The organism is Occultella kanbiaonis (genome assembly GCF_009708215.1).
GTDB classification, from domain to species: domain Bacteria; phylum Actinomycetota; class Actinomycetes; order Actinomycetales; family Beutenbergiaceae; genus Occultella; species Occultella kanbiaonis.
Genome location: NZ_CP046175.1, coordinates 3,296,555 through 3,309,826, shown reverse-complemented (window position 1 = coordinate 3,309,826; position 13,272 = coordinate 3,296,555). Strand labels below are relative to the sequence as shown.

Here is a 13,272-nt window from a genome sequence, read left to right as displayed (position 1 = left end):
ACTGTCGAAAACCCGAGAACGGCTCCGACCTACGGTCATGACACCGAACACGCAGCACCGGGACCCCGTCACCATCGAACTGCTCGACTGGATCCAGCACACCACCGAGCACATCCGCGGCTCCGCGCAGGGACTCACGGAGGACCAGGTGCGCGCACCGGCGGCCCCGTCCGGCTGGAGCATCGCCGGCCTGGTCGGGCACGTGCGCGACTCGACCGGCTTCTGGCTGCACAACGTCGTCGCCGGGCATCCCATGGACTTCCAGGAGGACACCGCCTGGGACAACGACCCGGACGTCCCCTTCGCGACCCTCCTGGAGGACCTGCGCCGCACCACCGGCGCCGAGGCGCGTGCCGCCGTCGAGCACATCGCCAGCGGGTCCGCGCCGCTGTGGTGGCCGGAGGGAGCCTGGGGCGGCTACCGGCAGAGCACCGTCCGGGGCGTGCTCCTACATGTGTTCAACGACAACGCCGCCCACACCGGACAGCTCGACATCGCCCGTGAGCAGATCGACGGCGGTGTCTGGGACTTCGGCCGCAACGGCGTGCGCGTTCGGCGAGCGGGACCTGAGGCCTGAGGGTCACAGGTCGGCTCCTTCTGCGCGGCGCTGGAGGTAGCGGCGTTCGATGTCGTTCGTGGTCAGGTTCGCTGCGGCACGGAACTCCGCCCGGGCGCGCTCGACCTCGCCGAGTTGCTCGAGCAGGTGCGCCCGCACCGCGTGGGCACGGTGGGTGACGAGCGGGTCGTCGCCGAGCGCGTGCTCCCGGTGGAGCTCGTCGAGCAGTGCGAGGCCGCGGCGCGGCCCGAACGCCTGCCCGACGGCGACCACGCGGCTCAGGCGCACGGGTGCGGTGGGCTGGAGGTGCTCGAGCCAGAGGTAGAGCGCGGCGATCTGGGGCCAGTCCGTCTCCGTGGCACTCGGTGACTGCACGTGGACGGCCGCGATCGCGGCCTGCAGCTGGTAGGGACCGACCCGACTCAGCGCCCAGGCACCCTCGATCAGGTCCCGTCCTTCGGCGATCTGCCGGACGTCCCATCGCGAGCGGTCCTGATCGGCGAGCAGGACGAGTTCTGCCTCGGGGTCGGTCCGTGCCTGGCGGCGGGCCTCGGTCAGGAGCATCAGCGCGAGGAGCCCGGTCGCCTCGGGATCGGCGGGCAGGAGGGCGCGCAGCATCCGGGCCAACCGGATCGCCTCGGAGCTCAGATCGGTGCGGGTGAGGTGCTCACCCGACGTGGCCGTGTAGCCCTCGTTGTAGATCAGGTAGAGCACCCGCATCACGGCCGTGGTCCGGGCCAGGGCGTCGTCGGCGTCGCGGATCTCGAAGCGGGCGCCGGCGCGCCGCAGTGCCTGCTTGGCGCGGCTGATCCGGGTGCCCATCGTGGTCTCGGTGGTGCCGTAGGCATGCGCGATCTCGGCCGTCGTGAGGCCGCCGACCGCGCGGAGGGTGAGCGCGACCTGGGAGGCCTCGCTCAGGGCCGGGTGGCAGCACAGCAGCAGCAGGTCGAGGCTGTCGTCGTGGCCGACGACGGCGGGCCCGGGCTGGGTCGGGTCGACCAGCACGGGGTCGGCACGGGCCGAATCGGCCTCCCGGCGCCGCGCGGCCTGCTCGGAGCGGAGCTGGTCGATCATCTTGCGGTAGCCGACCCGGATGAGCCAACTGCGGGGCTCGTCCGGGATCCGGTCCTGCGTCCAGCGCCGGTGCGCGACCAGGAGCGCCTCCTGGACGGCGTCCTCGGCGAGCTCGAAGCGGCCGAACCGTCGCACCAGCGCACCGAGCACGTGCGGCGTCTCGGTCCGCAGCACGTGCTCGATGCTCGAACGCTCGGAGCCTGGGTCGGCCGCGTCGGCGTCGTCGTCGACCATCAGGCGAAGTCGTCACCCATGATCGGCCGGATCTCGATCGGCTCACCGAGGACGTCGACCATGCGGGCGACGATGTCACGGGCGCGCTCGAGGCTCGAGCACTCGATGACCGCGAAGCTGGCCAGGACCTCCTTCAACTCGGCGAACGGGCCGTCGGTGGCGATCACGCCGGCGTCGGTCTTGCGGACGGTGGTGGTGACGGCGGGGTGGCCGAGCCCCTCGGTGTGCACGAGCTCCCCGGACTCGCGCAGCTCGGCCTCGAACGCGGAGTAGACGGCGAACGCGGCGAGTGCCTCCTCGCTCGGGGTGTCGGCGGTCTCGGCATCCCACGATTCGGCGGGTGTGTAGCCCAGCAGCAGGAACTTCATCGTCGTCCTCCCGGAACGGATCGGTCCATCAGGCAGATCAGGCAGATCCGGCATCGTGTCACACGCCCTTCCGCAGACGCAGGGCGGTCAGGCTCACCCAGGTGAACGCGATCACGCTCGTGATGGCGAGTTGCACGGTCCACCAGGTCGGCTGGGCGGGCACGAGCAGCACGACCGCGACGAGACCGTGACCGATCCAGGCTGGGACCCGGCGATGCCGGACGGACCGGACCAGCGCGGCGATGCAGGCACCGGCGAGGGCCGTGAAGGACACGGCGGCCGCCGCCGAGTGCACGATCGAGTGCCACGACATCGCCACCGGGCCGTCCGGCGCGCCGATCGGAAACCCGTTCTCCGGATCCATCGGGAACAGTCCTGCCACGACGAACGCACCGGCGAACACGGCGAGGAAGATCGGGATGATCCGCGACCCGGCACCCGATCTGACCAGTCGCCGGTGGGCGACGGCGAGGCCCACCGCGCCGAGGCCGGTCAGAACGAAGGTGACCGCCTGGATCCATCCGAGATCGCCTGTGGCGAGTTGGCTGAGTGGGTGGATCCGGATGTCGAAGCCGTCCCGCGCCAGTGCCTGGACGGCCGATGACGCGAAGAAGAAGGGGCCGGCGAGAGCCGCCGTGGTGGTCAGGACGCGAGTCGATACGCGAACGGTGGGCGCAGGCCGGCCGTCCCGTCCGGACCGGGCCAGTGCTGCGGTGGTGGTGGTGCTCATGATGTCCTCCGGGCTTTCGGATCTGGGCCGCCCCGGTCGGGCGACGCACACCGCTACCACGGAGCCGGACCCGCGGTCTCGACATCCGCCGTCGGAAATCTCCTCACGAATGTCTCGCGGCGCATGTCGAGAAGCTTGGGACGGCTCCGAGGTACCGGGTGAGAGCGGCCACCGAGGACGCTCCGGACGAAGGGAACACCTCATGAACACCGACATCAACGACCAGGCGACGGGCACCGAGGCGTCCGAGCAGGAGGCGCTGCCACAGCCGAGCGAGGCCGTCCGCGCGCTCGACCGGCTCGTCGGCACCTGGGCCGTGACCGGCGGAGCCGAGGGCACCGTCCGCTACGAGTGGATGCTCGGCGGACATTTCCTCATCCAGCACGTCGAACTGGAGCAGTACGGGCAGGCGGTCACCGGCTTCGAGGTGATCGGACATCTGCACCCGTTCGGGGAGCCGGTCGGCGAGGACGTGTCCTCCCGGTTCTACGACTCGATGGGGAACACGTTCGACTACGTGTACGACCTGGCCGGCGACACCCTGACCATCTGGGCCGGCGCCAAGGGCAGCCCCGCCTACTTCCGGGGCACGTTCACGGCGGGCGACTCGGAGATGGCCGGCGACTGGGTCTACCCCGGGGGCGGCGGCTACCAGAGCACCATAACGCGGACGTAGGCCACCGACTCGTCGGTGTGGCGCCGGTCCGCCGGATCGGCGCCACACCGGGCGAACCGGCCCACTCTCCTACAATCGCGAACAGCCGAGCAGGAAGGTCGAGGCCCGCCCATGGGCCGTGGTGCGCCGATGACGGAGAAGACCGACTTCAAGAAGACCCTCGACGCCTACCGGGCCAAGCGCGGGCAGTTCCGGATCCTCGACGTGCCGGACCTGCAGTACCTGATGATCGACGGGCACGGGGACCCGAACACCTCGCCGCAGTTCGTCGGCGCGCTCGAGGCGCTGTACCCGGTTGCCTACAAGCTCAAGTTCGCGAGCAAGACCGGCCTCGGCCGGGACTATGTCGTGATGCCGCTTGAGGGACTGTGGTGGGCACGTGACATGGACGCGTTCACGGCCGCCCGGGACAAGTCGCAGTGGGACTGGACGCTCATGATCATGGTCCCGGACTGGATCGACGCGAACATGTTCGCGGCCGCCGTGGCGCAGGTCGGCACGAAGGGGCCGCCGACCCGGCTCGGTGAGGTGCGCCTGGAGACCCTCGGCGAGGGCCGGTGCGTGCAGACCCTGCACCTCGGGCCGTTCGACGAGGAGGCTGCCGTGCTGCGTGAGCTGCACCACGAGTTCATCCCCGCGAGCGGGCTGCGCATGGCCGGCACCCACCACGAGATCTACCTCACCGACAACCGCCGGACACCGCCGGAGAAGCAGCGCACGATCCTGCGCCAGCCGGTCGCCGACGCGTAGGCGGCCTCAGGCGAGACCCTGCCGACGCCGTTCCAGCCCGGCGAGCATCAGATCGATCGAGAACGCGAACTCCTCGTCGTCGTCGCAGCCGCCGAGACCACCCTCGTGCGTGGCCGCGACGGCCAGTTCGGCGAGCCGAGGCAACTCCCGCGTGAAGAACGCCAGCTGCGCCGCGGCGACCTCCGGTGCCGGCTGCTCTGCTGCGGCATCGTCGAACAGATCGTCGCTGAAGCCCAGCACCCGGCTGCCCAGGACGTGCAGCGCATGGTGGGTCAGGGCCACGTCCAGGCCACCGGTGCGCAGGATCTCGAGCAGCGCGTTCAGGTGGCGCAGGGTCGCGGGGGTGGGCTCGCGCCGGTCCTTGATCGCGGCGGCAGTCCACGGGTGGGCGAGCATGGTGCCTCGCGCGGAGAGCATCAGTGCGCGCGCGTCCGCGACCCAGTCGCCCGACGGCGTCGCCACGGGGTCGATGTCGCTCACCACGGCGTCGGTCATCAGGTCGAGGAGCCCGTGCTTGGTGCCGACGTGCCGGTAGAGCGACATCGGGTCCACCCCGAGTTCCTGCGCGACCCGGCGCATGCTGACGGCTGCCAGCCCGTCGGCGTCCGCGACGCCGATGGCGACGGTGACGATGCCGTCCGGGGTGAGTCCGGCCGGGGCGGTCCGGGGCTGCTGACTGGTCATTGCCGGACAGTCTAGGCCAGGAGCATTGACGTGACTACACCGTAGGCCTACGCTGTAGGTCTACGGTGTAGAGACCGCGAACTCCAGTGAGAAGGCGATGACATGTCGATCCAGAACCCGGCACCCCCGCTGCCGCCACGATGGTTCATCCGGTCCGCGTGGGCCGGGCACCGGCTCCTGTACCGGACCACGCGGCTCGGCCTGGCCCGCCCCGCGCCCGGGCGCAAAGCCGGCATCCTGCGGCTGCGCACCGTCGGTCGCCGCACCGGCGAGCCGCGCGCCGTCATGCTGTGTTACTTCCTCGACGGCGAGGACTTCGTCACCCTGGCGATGAACGGCTGGGCACCGAGCCACCCGGCGTGGTGGCTGAACCTGCAGGCACGGCCCGACGTCGAGGTGGACACCGCGGACGGCGCCGTGGGCGTGCGGGGCCGGGAGGTCACCGGGGCCGAGCGGGACCGGCTCCTGGCCCGGTTCGACGACTACCGCGGCTGGGGCGACGTCCGCACCTACGCCGCGGCGCGACCGCACACTCCCGTCGTCGTCCTCACGCGCACCTGACGTCTCACTCGGGGCCGCCGCCGTGGCTCGCCAGGGCGGTCAGGGCGGCCACGTGGCCGTGGAACGCCCGCCGTCCGGCCGGCGTGAGCTGCACCCAGACGCGGCTCCGCCCGCCCCGGGCGGCGCGGCGCTGGGAGGCGTAGCCGGCCTCGGTGAGGGCCGAGAGCTGCTTGCTGAGAGCCGAGTCGCTCGTCTCGAGCAGATCGCGGAGCGCGGCGAACTCCTCCTCCGTGACCGGGTCGAGCAGGGCGCAGATCCGCAGGCGCTGGATCGGGTGGATCACCGGGTCGAGGGCGGCGAGCACGGTGCCGTCACTCCTCGTTGCGGCTCGCTCGGCGCGCCCAGGAGCGATCCATTCGCGGCCCGACCGTGGCGACGAAGGCGAACAGGAGCACCGCCGCGACCAGGGGCGCCCACCACCAGCCTTGCTCGAGGTGGACCGCTCGGCTGACCGCAACCACGACGCCCGCGAGGATCGCGAACCCGAGGAGCTGGAGCCCCATCCGCCCGGACAGCCGGAGCCTGCGCACCGCGGTCGGTTGCTTCCGCCCGAGGGCGACCGCGATGAGCGCGATCAGTACCGGCGGAACGAGGATCTGCAGCAGCGGTGGCCAGCCGGCCGCGTACGGCAGGAGCGCGAACACGGAGAGCATCAGCCCGATCATGATCCAGTACCGACTCGGGCGCCGGAGCCGCTCGGCGTTGAGCTCCCTGGTCGTGTTCACGGCATCGAGCGCCTCACGTGCGGCGGCGGCATCACTCTCCATGGAAGAAACTCTAACCCTGACTTTCCGTACGGGAAAGTCAGCGCGGCGCTCGTGCGGCCGAGCCGGCGCCGACCAGGCCGTGCTCGTACGCGGCGATGACGAGCTGGGCGCGGTCCCGGGCGTGCAGCTTGGACAGCAGGCTGCCGATGTGCGTCTTGACCGTGCCCATCGAGATCGTGAGGGCCTGGGTGATCTCGGTGTTGGACAGCCCGCGGCCGACGAGGGTGAGCACCTGCGCCTCCCGGCCGGTGAGCGATGCGGGCGCGCTCGCGGGTGCGGACCGGCTCAGGTAGTTCTCGACGAGCCGGGCCAGGACGCTCGGCGCGAAGAGTGACTCGCCGGCGTGGGTGCGCCGGATCGCGTCGACGAGCCGGGCCGGTTCGGCGTCCTTGAGGAGGAACCCGCTCGCGCCGGCGCCCAGGGCCGCATGGACGTACTCGTCGAGCTCGAACATGGTCAGGACCAGCACCCGGGTGCGGTCGAGCGCGGGGTCGGCGGCGATGCGGCGGGTCGCCTCGATGCCGTCGCCGCCGGGCATCCGGAGGTCCATGAGCACGATGTCCGGCCGCAGCTCGCGAGTCTGCTCGAGGGCACCGGCGCCGGTGCCCGCCTCGCCGACGACGGTCAGGTCCGGGGCGCCGTCGACGATGAGCCGCAGGCTGTGCCGGATCAGCGGCTGGTCGTCGACGACGAGAACCCGCACCGGCCCGGTCACGGTGTGCCTGCCGGCCCGAGACGCTCGGGCAGCCGGGCGGTCAGCCGGTAGCCGTCACCGACGCGCTCACCGAGCAGCGTGCCACCGAGGGCGTCGACGCGCTCGCGTAGACCCGCGATCCCCGCGCCCGCGCCGGGATGCGGCGCCCACCCGGCTGCCGGGCCGTCATCGGTGACCGTGGCGAGCACCTCGTCGCCGGCGCGCACGACCAGGACGCGCGCCGCCGTCGGGCCGGCGTGCCGGACGGTGTTCGTCAGGCCCTCGCGCACGATCGCGCACACGGTGAGCTGGGTCCCGGCCGAGACCTCGCCGAGGTCGGCGACCTCGAGCACGGCCTCGACCCCGCCGGCCCGGGCCGCGGCCACGATCCGCGGCAGGTCGGCGAGGGTCTCCGCAGGCCGTAGCGGGGCGCCCTCTCCGGGCGTGCGCAGCACCGAGAGCATCCGGCGCAGCTCGGTCGTGGCACCGCGGGCGGTCCGTTCGATGTCCGCCAGGGCCGCGGCCCGTTCGGTCGCCATGGTCGGACCGGTGACGGTGCGGGCCGCGGCGGCGCGGACGGTGATCAGGCCGAGCCCATGGGAGGCCAGATCGTGCAGGTCGCGGGCGATTCGCAGGCGCTCGGCCTGGGCGGCGCGTTCGGCGGCCCACGCGGTCAGTTCGTCCTCGAAGGCGCGTCGCTCCTGCCGGGCTCGCCACAGGGCCCAGGCGAGCACGGCGGCGGCGAACACGGCGGCGCCGAGCAGGACCGCCATCGCGCCGAACGGCGGATCGACGCCGACCGTCGAGAGCACGAGCACCAGCGCCACGATCACGCCACCGGCGACCAGCCAGACGCGCGAGCGCAGCACGGGGCGGTCGGTCTGGGGCACCCGGCCGAGTCTAGGTTCCCCGTCGCGCTCGCACATCGGACCCGGGTCTGACGGACCGGGGTCCGAGGCGGGCCGGCCACGTCCGGACCACGGGCCGATGCCGGCCGGGAGCGCCCGCGATCGGATGGTGGGCATGCTCCTCATCGATCAACTCGTCAAACGTCACGGCACCAGGACCGTGCTCGATCACGTCGGCTTCGAGGCCCGCCCGGGCCGCGTCACCGCGTTCCTGGGCGCGAACGGCGCCGGCAAGTCCTCCACCCTGCGGATCCTGCTCGGGCTCGACCGGCCCGACGGCGGATCCGCCCTGGTCGGCGGCCGTCCGTACCGGAGCCTGCGCGACCCGCTCCGCACGGTCGGGTCGATGCTCGACGGCTCCGGGGCGCACCGCGCCCGGACGGCGCGCGACCATCTGGCCTGGCTGGCCCGCAGCAACGGCATCGACCGCCGCCGGGTCGGTGAGGTGCTGGACCAGGTCGGGCTCGCGTCCTCCGCCAGGGTCCGGGTCGGGCGGCTCTCGCTGGGCATGGGACAGCGGCTCGGGCTCGCGGCGGCTCTGCTCGGTGAGCCGCGAGCACTCGTCCTGGACGAGCCTGTCAACGGGCTGGATCCGGAGGGCATCCGTTGGATGCGCGCTCTGCTGCGTGACCAGGCCGCCGCGGGTGGCACCGTGCTGCTCTCCAGCCACCTGATGGCCGAGGTCGCCGACGTCGCGGACGACCTCGTGGTCATCGCGGGCGGGCGGATCGCGGCGACCGGGACCCTCGCCGAGCTCACCGCCGGGTACGACCGGCTCGAGGACGCGTTCTTCGCCCTCACCGGTGGCGACGGGGGAGCGCACCGATGAGGGTGGCCGGCCTGCTCGCGGCGGAACTGCGCAAGACCGTGACGCTGCCCGCAGCCTGGGCGGGTATCGGCGTCGCGGTGCTCGGCTCGATCGCTATCACGGTGCTCAATGCCGTGACGACCCGGTCCGCGATCGACGCCGGCACGCCGGAGCGGGTGGCGAACACGTCGGCGTTCGAGGCCGCGTTCGCCGCGATGCCGCTCGGCACCGTCGGTGCGGTCGTCCTCGGCGTCGTCATGATCAGCAGCGAGTACGCCGCGAACGCCGCCGACGCCGGCGCCGGGCGGCAGATCACGGCCACCCTGACCGCGATGCCACGCCGGGTGAGCCTGCTCGCCGCGAAGGTGACGGTGCTCGTCCTGCTCGTGATCGCCGTCGCCGCCGTCACGCTGCCCACCACCGTGGGGATCGCGAACGCGGTCATCGGCAGCGCCGCGACCGAGACGGTGACGCCCGAGCAGGCGCTGCTGCGCGGCCTCGGCGGCGCCCTCTACTGGACGCTCACCGGGCTCATCGCCGTTGCCGTCACCCTGCTGACCCGCAGCGGGCTGATCGCGCCGATCGTGCTGATCGCGAACAGCTCGGTGGTGTCGGTCTCCCTGCTGCTGACCAACCTCACCCCACTGGCGCACTGGCTGCCCGACCTCGCCGGCCGACGACTGTTCGCCGGTGTGGACACCGTCGACGGTGGGTTGGCCGCCGGCCCCGGTGCGCTCGTCATGGCCGCGTGGACCGTGCTGCTCCTGGCGGTCGCGGCCATCGTCTTCCGCCGCCGCGACGCGTGATGGGCGCACGGGTCCTGGCCGCGGAACTGGACAAGCTCCGGACGCTGCCGGTCATCGCGGTCACACTCATCGGCACGGTCGTCACCGGGGTCGTCATCGCCGCCGCGCTCGCCGCGTCCGCGGCGGCCCAGGGCACGCCGTCGTCCGTCGTCGAGCTCGTCCTGGCCGCGGTCCCGTTCGTGCAGGTCGGGATCATCCTGCTCGGTGTGCTGCCGGCCGGCCATGAGTACGACGGGCGCCAGATCGCCACGACGCTCGTCGCGGTACCCGACCGTGCGCGCGCCCTGGCCGGCAAGACCATGGCCGCTGCCGCCATCGTCGGCATCGGTGCGGCGCTGAGCATCGGCGCGGCGCTCGCTACCGCCGCGATCGCGGCAACCGCCACCGACGTGACCCTGACGGCGGAGCGCGCCCCGTGGCGCCTGGCCGGTGCGATCGCTTACCTCGCCGTGATCGGCCTGCTCGCCCACGCCGTCGCCGTGGCGTTGCGGCACCTCGTGCCCGCGCTGGTCGCGATGATCGCCCTGCTGGTGATCATCTCGCCCGTGGCAGCCGGTCTCACCGAGCATGCGCGCTGGCTCCCGGACCGGGCCGCGTCGCAGTTGTACGCCGACACGGACACGTTGCTGACGGCGGCGACCGGCCCGCTCGTGGCCCTCGCCTGGCTCGTCGCGATCGGGACCCTAGGTGCCGTCCGATTCATCCGCCGCGACCCCTGACCCCCGTGGGCCGGCTCGCGGGGCCGGGTGCCATGTGGGACGACCGGCGCGACCGTGGCGCTCCGGGCCGGCGATGGGGGAGGATCGGCCCATGCGGGTCACCCAGTTGCGCGTCTACCCGGTGAAGTCCCTCGGCGGCCAGACGGTGTCCGAGGCCCGGGTCGAGCCGTGGGGCCTGGCGGGAGATCGGCGCTGGGGCATCGTCGACGAGGCCGGGAAGAAGGTCACGGCCCGCGAGCTGCGCGCCCTGCTCGGACTGCGCGCCGAGGCGATCGGGGCGGACGCGATCCGGATCCACGCGGACTACGGGAGCATCGCCGTGCAGAGCCCACGCGGCGCCACACCGGTACCGGTCAGCCACGCCAGGCAGGGACTCGCCGTACCGGCGAAGGCCTGCGCGAGCGACTGGATCAGCGCCCGGGTGGGCCGGCCGGTGCGACTCGTCTGGCAAGAAGACCCGACGGTGCGCTCGATCGACGACGAGCACGGCGGGCGCCCCGGGGACTCGCTCACCCTGGCCGACGCCGGCCCGCTGCTGCTGACGTCGGAGGCTTCGCTGGCGCAGCTGCAGGACTGGATCGACGCCGAGGTCGGGGAGCCGGATCCCGCCGGACTCGACCCCGACGACGTCAGTGGGCCGGGAGTCCTCGCCACGCTCACGCGCACGGTCGCCGCGCCGCTGAGCATGCTGCGGTTCCGGCCGAACGTCGTCATCGACGGCGAGGAGCCGTTCGCCGAGGACGATTGGCCGACGGTGCGGATCGGTGACGTCGAGTTCCGGACCTCGGAGATCTGTGACAGGTGCGTGATGACGACGATCGACCCGGTGACCCTCGCCGGTGGCAAGGAGCCGATCCGGACCCTGGCCCGGCACCGCCGGTGGGACCGTGCGACCTGGTTCGGCACCCGGCTGGTCCCGCTCGGCGGCGGGCGGCTGCGGGTGGGGGACACCGTGGTGGCGGAGCCGGGCCGATGACCCGGCTGGAACTCTCGGAGGGCGCGGCCACGCCCGCGCAGCGGCGCCTGGTCGCGGTCGGTACCGCGCTGCTGCACCGGGTGTGGCCCGGGATCGCGTTGCGGACGTTCGCGTTGACCGATGAAGACGCCGTCCTGCTGGTCCAGCCCGTGCGCGGTGGGGTCTCGCTGTTCGTGGCTGCCGACGAGTCGGTCATGTTCTATGCGTCGTCGGTCGAACCGGGCGCCGCCCTTGAGCTGTTCCGCTCCGGCGAGCGCACCGACCCGGCGAAGTTCGACCCGACCGGGCCCGGAGGGCGTTGACGCGGCATCCTAGGTACGGATGGTCGTTGTGCGACGCGGCACGGCGCCGAAGTCGAGTCGGAGGAGAACCGTGAGTGATTCGCCCCAGTCAGAGCTGATCGACCGCCTCCGCGACCTGCTCGCCGGTGAGCCGTCGACCCGCGAGGTCGCCATGTTCGGGGGCCGGTCGTTCATGGTGAACGACGCGATGGTCGTCAGCGCCCTGAAACCGGGTGACCTGCTGGTCCGCGTCCCCGCGGAGCGGCACGACGAGCTGCTCGCCAGGCCGGGCGCGGAGCAGGCGGAGATGGGCGCCGGACGCACGATGGGACCGGGCTGGATCTCGGTCTCCGCGTCGCACCTCGACACCGCGGCCGCGCTGTCCGAGTGGCTCGAGGTCGCGCTCGCGCACAACCGGGCCCGCTGACGGCGCGACGTACTTCCTTACATCGGGTTCGATGCCCGACGGCGGGGCGTGGGTCGGTCAGCCGCGTGGGGGCTGCTGCCGCGGCGGTCCGGGCTGCTGGCTCGTGGCCATCGCCCGACGGTTGCGACCCATCTGCCCACGCGTCGCGAGGACGGTCAGCAGGATGCTGCCGGCGTTCATGACGATCGCGATCACGCCGATCCCGGTCGCCGTGGCGCCCTGCATGAAGGCGAACACGAGCAGGATCACGCAGACCAGCGTCACCGCCCCGTGGGTTCCGGCCACCAGGATGACCACGCCGCTGTTGCTCGGCTTGGCCCCGGCACCGAGGACCAGCAACAGCACCACCGCGGCCACCGCCGCCGAGACGGCGATGACCGCGACGATGATGCTGATGAGCTGGTCCGCGTCGTTGCTTCGCGGGGTGGGGAACGTCCGCAGCCAGAGTGACGCGGCTGCAATCGTGAGGGCGAGGACGGCGTAGGCGATCCCGGCCGCCCGGAGCGAGATCACGTCAGACCACGAACTCCGGCCAACTGGTCACCTTGGCGCTCGTGATCGCCGAGCGCATCTCGCCGGCCCGCTGATCGGCGGTCCCGCTGAAGACCATGCCGGCCACGACGATCGCACCGATCGCGATGGCACCGGCTCCGATGATGATCACGATCCCGGCGGGGATCCCGACGATTGTCGCCGACGAGGCGAGGCCGCCGATGATCGCACCGATCAGTGCGAGGATCGCCGCGATCAGGGCGCCGTAGAACACGAACATCGCGAGCTTCATGCCGTCCAGCGCGGCGACCACCTTCGTCGCCACCTCGTCGCGGATCGCGGAGATCGTGGCCTGCTGCTCACCGGCCCGGGTTCGGTACTTGGTGGCGGCGTCGCCGGACCAGGCGTCGTCGTCCGCGGACAGCTGTCCGGTGGTCACCGTTGCGGCGACCTCGCCGGCCGGCTGCGAGACCATGCTGGTCCAGCCCGCGCTGGCCGTCGCGACCGCGCCCGGGTCCCCGAACCGGCTCAGGAAGTCGCTCACGCCCTCCCAGAAGTCGTTCCACATCTGCACGACCTGCTCCCACAACCGGTTGACGCTGTCGATCACCCACTGGAGGAACACCGGCACGGAGGACAGGGCGCCGTTGACGAGGTTGACGAAGCGTTGCCACGTGTTCTGGATCTCTTGGACCAGGTTCAGGATTTCATCGATGAGATTCATGGGGAGTGCCTTTCTGAAGTGTGCGGAGTGGCTACGG

Annotated in this window: 20 protein-coding genes; 10 read left to right on the top strand and 10 right to left on the bottom strand. The window is 72.2% G+C overall.

All coding sequences use genetic code 11. The features are described from left to right. Positions 1–37 precede the first annotated feature (37 nt). Complete coding sequence (locus GKS42_RS15300; RefSeq protein WP_154794615.1) at positions 38–577, top strand: DinB family protein; 540 nt, start codon at positions 38–40, stop codon at positions 575–577. A gap of 3 nt (positions 578–580) precedes the next feature. Here the strand turns inward: GKS42_RS15300 and GKS42_RS15295 are convergent, their stop codons facing one another. The 3 genes from GKS42_RS15295 to GKS42_RS15285 are packed head-to-tail and all read right to left on the bottom strand — an operon-like array spanning position 581 to position 2,962. Next, positions 581–1,864: an RNA polymerase sigma factor gene (locus GKS42_RS15295; RefSeq protein WP_154794614.1), complete on the bottom strand. Its 1,284-nt coding sequence runs from the start codon at positions 1,862–1,864 to the stop codon at positions 581–583. Beyond that, positions 1,864–2,232 (bottom strand): YciI family protein, encoded by a 369-nt coding sequence (locus GKS42_RS15290; protein ID WP_154794613.1) that lies wholly within the window; start codon positions 2,230–2,232, stop codon positions 1,864–1,866. Before GKS42_RS15290 ends, GKS42_RS15295 begins: the two co-directional genes overlap by 1 nt. A gap of 58 nt (positions 2,233–2,290) precedes the next feature. Then, positions 2,291–2,962: a DUF998 domain-containing protein gene (locus GKS42_RS15285; RefSeq protein WP_210769196.1), complete on the bottom strand. Its 672-nt coding sequence runs from the start codon at positions 2,960–2,962 to the stop codon at positions 2,291–2,293. A gap of 202 nt (positions 2,963–3,164) precedes the next feature. Between GKS42_RS15285 and GKS42_RS15280 the strand changes: the two genes are divergently transcribed. Both GKS42_RS15280 and GKS42_RS15275 read left to right on the top strand, forming a co-directional pair. Then, a complete protein-coding gene (locus GKS42_RS15280) occupies positions 3,165–3,638 on the top strand; it encodes a hypothetical protein (RefSeq protein WP_174791079.1) in 474 nt (157 codons plus the stop codon). Positions 3,639–3,767: 129 nt separating this feature from the next. Further along, positions 3,768–4,388 (top strand): GyrI-like domain-containing protein, encoded by a 621-nt coding sequence (locus GKS42_RS15275; protein ID WP_154794611.1) that lies wholly within the window; start codon positions 3,768–3,770, stop codon positions 4,386–4,388. A 6-nt stretch (positions 4,389–4,394) separates the two neighbouring features. Here GKS42_RS15275 and GKS42_RS15270 read toward each other — a convergent pair whose 3' ends face one another. Continuing rightward, positions 4,395–5,072, bottom strand: a complete 678-nt coding sequence (locus tag GKS42_RS15270; RefSeq protein ID WP_154794610.1) for a TetR/AcrR family transcriptional regulator — start codon at positions 5,070–5,072, stop codon at positions 4,395–4,397. A gap of 102 nt (positions 5,073–5,174) precedes the next feature. Here GKS42_RS15270 and GKS42_RS15265 point away from each other — a divergent pair, with 102 nt between their 5' ends. After that, the gene (locus GKS42_RS15265; protein WP_154794609.1) at positions 5,175–5,633 is read left to right on the top strand and encodes a nitroreductase/quinone reductase family protein; all 459 of its coding nucleotides are present in this window, start codon (positions 5,175–5,177) and stop codon (positions 5,631–5,633) included. Positions 5,634–5,637: 4 nt separating this feature from the next. Here GKS42_RS15265 and GKS42_RS15260 read toward each other — a convergent pair whose 3' ends face one another. The 4 genes from GKS42_RS15260 to GKS42_RS15245 are packed head-to-tail and all read right to left on the bottom strand — an operon-like array spanning position 5,638 to position 7,984. Then, positions 5,638–5,937 carry a transcriptional regulator gene (locus tag GKS42_RS15260; protein ID WP_154794608.1) on the bottom strand — a complete coding sequence of 100 codons (300 nt, stop codon included), beginning with the start codon at positions 5,935–5,937 and terminating at the stop codon, positions 5,638–5,640. Positions 5,938–5,944: 7 nt separating this feature from the next. Further along, positions 5,945–6,400, bottom strand: coding sequence for a hypothetical protein (locus GKS42_RS15255; RefSeq protein WP_154794607.1), 456 nt, complete (start codon positions 6,398–6,400; stop codon positions 5,945–5,947). A gap of 37 nt (positions 6,401–6,437) precedes the next feature. Beyond that, positions 6,438–7,115: a response regulator gene (locus GKS42_RS15250; RefSeq protein ID WP_154794606.1), complete on the bottom strand. Its 678-nt coding sequence runs from the start codon at positions 7,113–7,115 to the stop codon at positions 6,438–6,440. Continuing rightward, positions 7,112–7,984, bottom strand: a complete 873-nt coding sequence (locus tag GKS42_RS15245; RefSeq protein WP_210769195.1) for a sensor histidine kinase — start codon at positions 7,982–7,984, stop codon at positions 7,112–7,114. The genes GKS42_RS15250 and GKS42_RS15245 overlap by 4 nt, the downstream gene beginning before the upstream one ends. A gap of 133 nt (positions 7,985–8,117) precedes the next feature. Here GKS42_RS15245 and GKS42_RS15240 point away from each other — a divergent pair, with 133 nt between their 5' ends. From GKS42_RS15240 to GKS42_RS15215, 6 genes are all read left to right on the top strand, one after another. After that, a complete protein-coding gene (locus tag GKS42_RS15240; protein WP_154794604.1) occupies positions 8,118–8,831 on the top strand; it encodes an ABC transporter ATP-binding protein in 714 nt (237 codons plus the stop codon). Continuing rightward, positions 8,828–9,616 (top strand): ABC transporter permease, encoded by a 789-nt coding sequence (locus tag GKS42_RS15235; RefSeq protein ID WP_154794603.1) that lies wholly within the window; start codon positions 8,828–8,830, stop codon positions 9,614–9,616. The genes GKS42_RS15240 and GKS42_RS15235 overlap by 4 nt, the downstream gene beginning before the upstream one ends. After that, positions 9,616–10,335, top strand: a complete 720-nt coding sequence (locus GKS42_RS15230; RefSeq protein WP_154794602.1) for an ABC transporter permease — start codon at positions 9,616–9,618, stop codon at positions 10,333–10,335. The genes GKS42_RS15235 and GKS42_RS15230 overlap by 1 nt, the downstream gene beginning before the upstream one ends. A gap of 91 nt (positions 10,336–10,426) precedes the next feature. Beyond that, positions 10,427–11,311, top strand: a complete 885-nt coding sequence (locus tag GKS42_RS15225) for an MOSC domain-containing protein (RefSeq protein ID WP_154794601.1) — start codon at positions 10,427–10,429, stop codon at positions 11,309–11,311. Next, positions 11,308–11,613, top strand: a complete 306-nt coding sequence (locus tag GKS42_RS15220) for a hypothetical protein (protein WP_154794600.1) — start codon at positions 11,308–11,310, stop codon at positions 11,611–11,613. Before GKS42_RS15225 ends, GKS42_RS15220 begins: the two co-directional genes overlap by 4 nt. A gap of 70 nt (positions 11,614–11,683) precedes the next feature. After that, positions 11,684–12,019: a TfoX/Sxy family protein gene (locus GKS42_RS15215; RefSeq protein ID WP_232847685.1), complete on the top strand. Its 336-nt coding sequence runs from the start codon at positions 11,684–11,686 to the stop codon at positions 12,017–12,019. 57 nt (positions 12,020–12,076) lie between these two features. Here the strand turns inward: GKS42_RS15215 and GKS42_RS15210 are convergent, their stop codons facing one another. After that, a complete protein-coding gene (locus tag GKS42_RS15210; protein WP_154794598.1) occupies positions 12,077–12,532 on the bottom strand; it encodes a hypothetical protein in 456 nt (151 codons plus the stop codon). 1 nt (position 12,533) lies between these two features. After that, a complete protein-coding gene (locus tag GKS42_RS15205) occupies positions 12,534–13,235 on the bottom strand; it encodes a hypothetical protein (protein ID WP_154794597.1) in 702 nt (233 codons plus the stop codon). Positions 13,236–13,272: the final 37 nt, after the last annotated feature.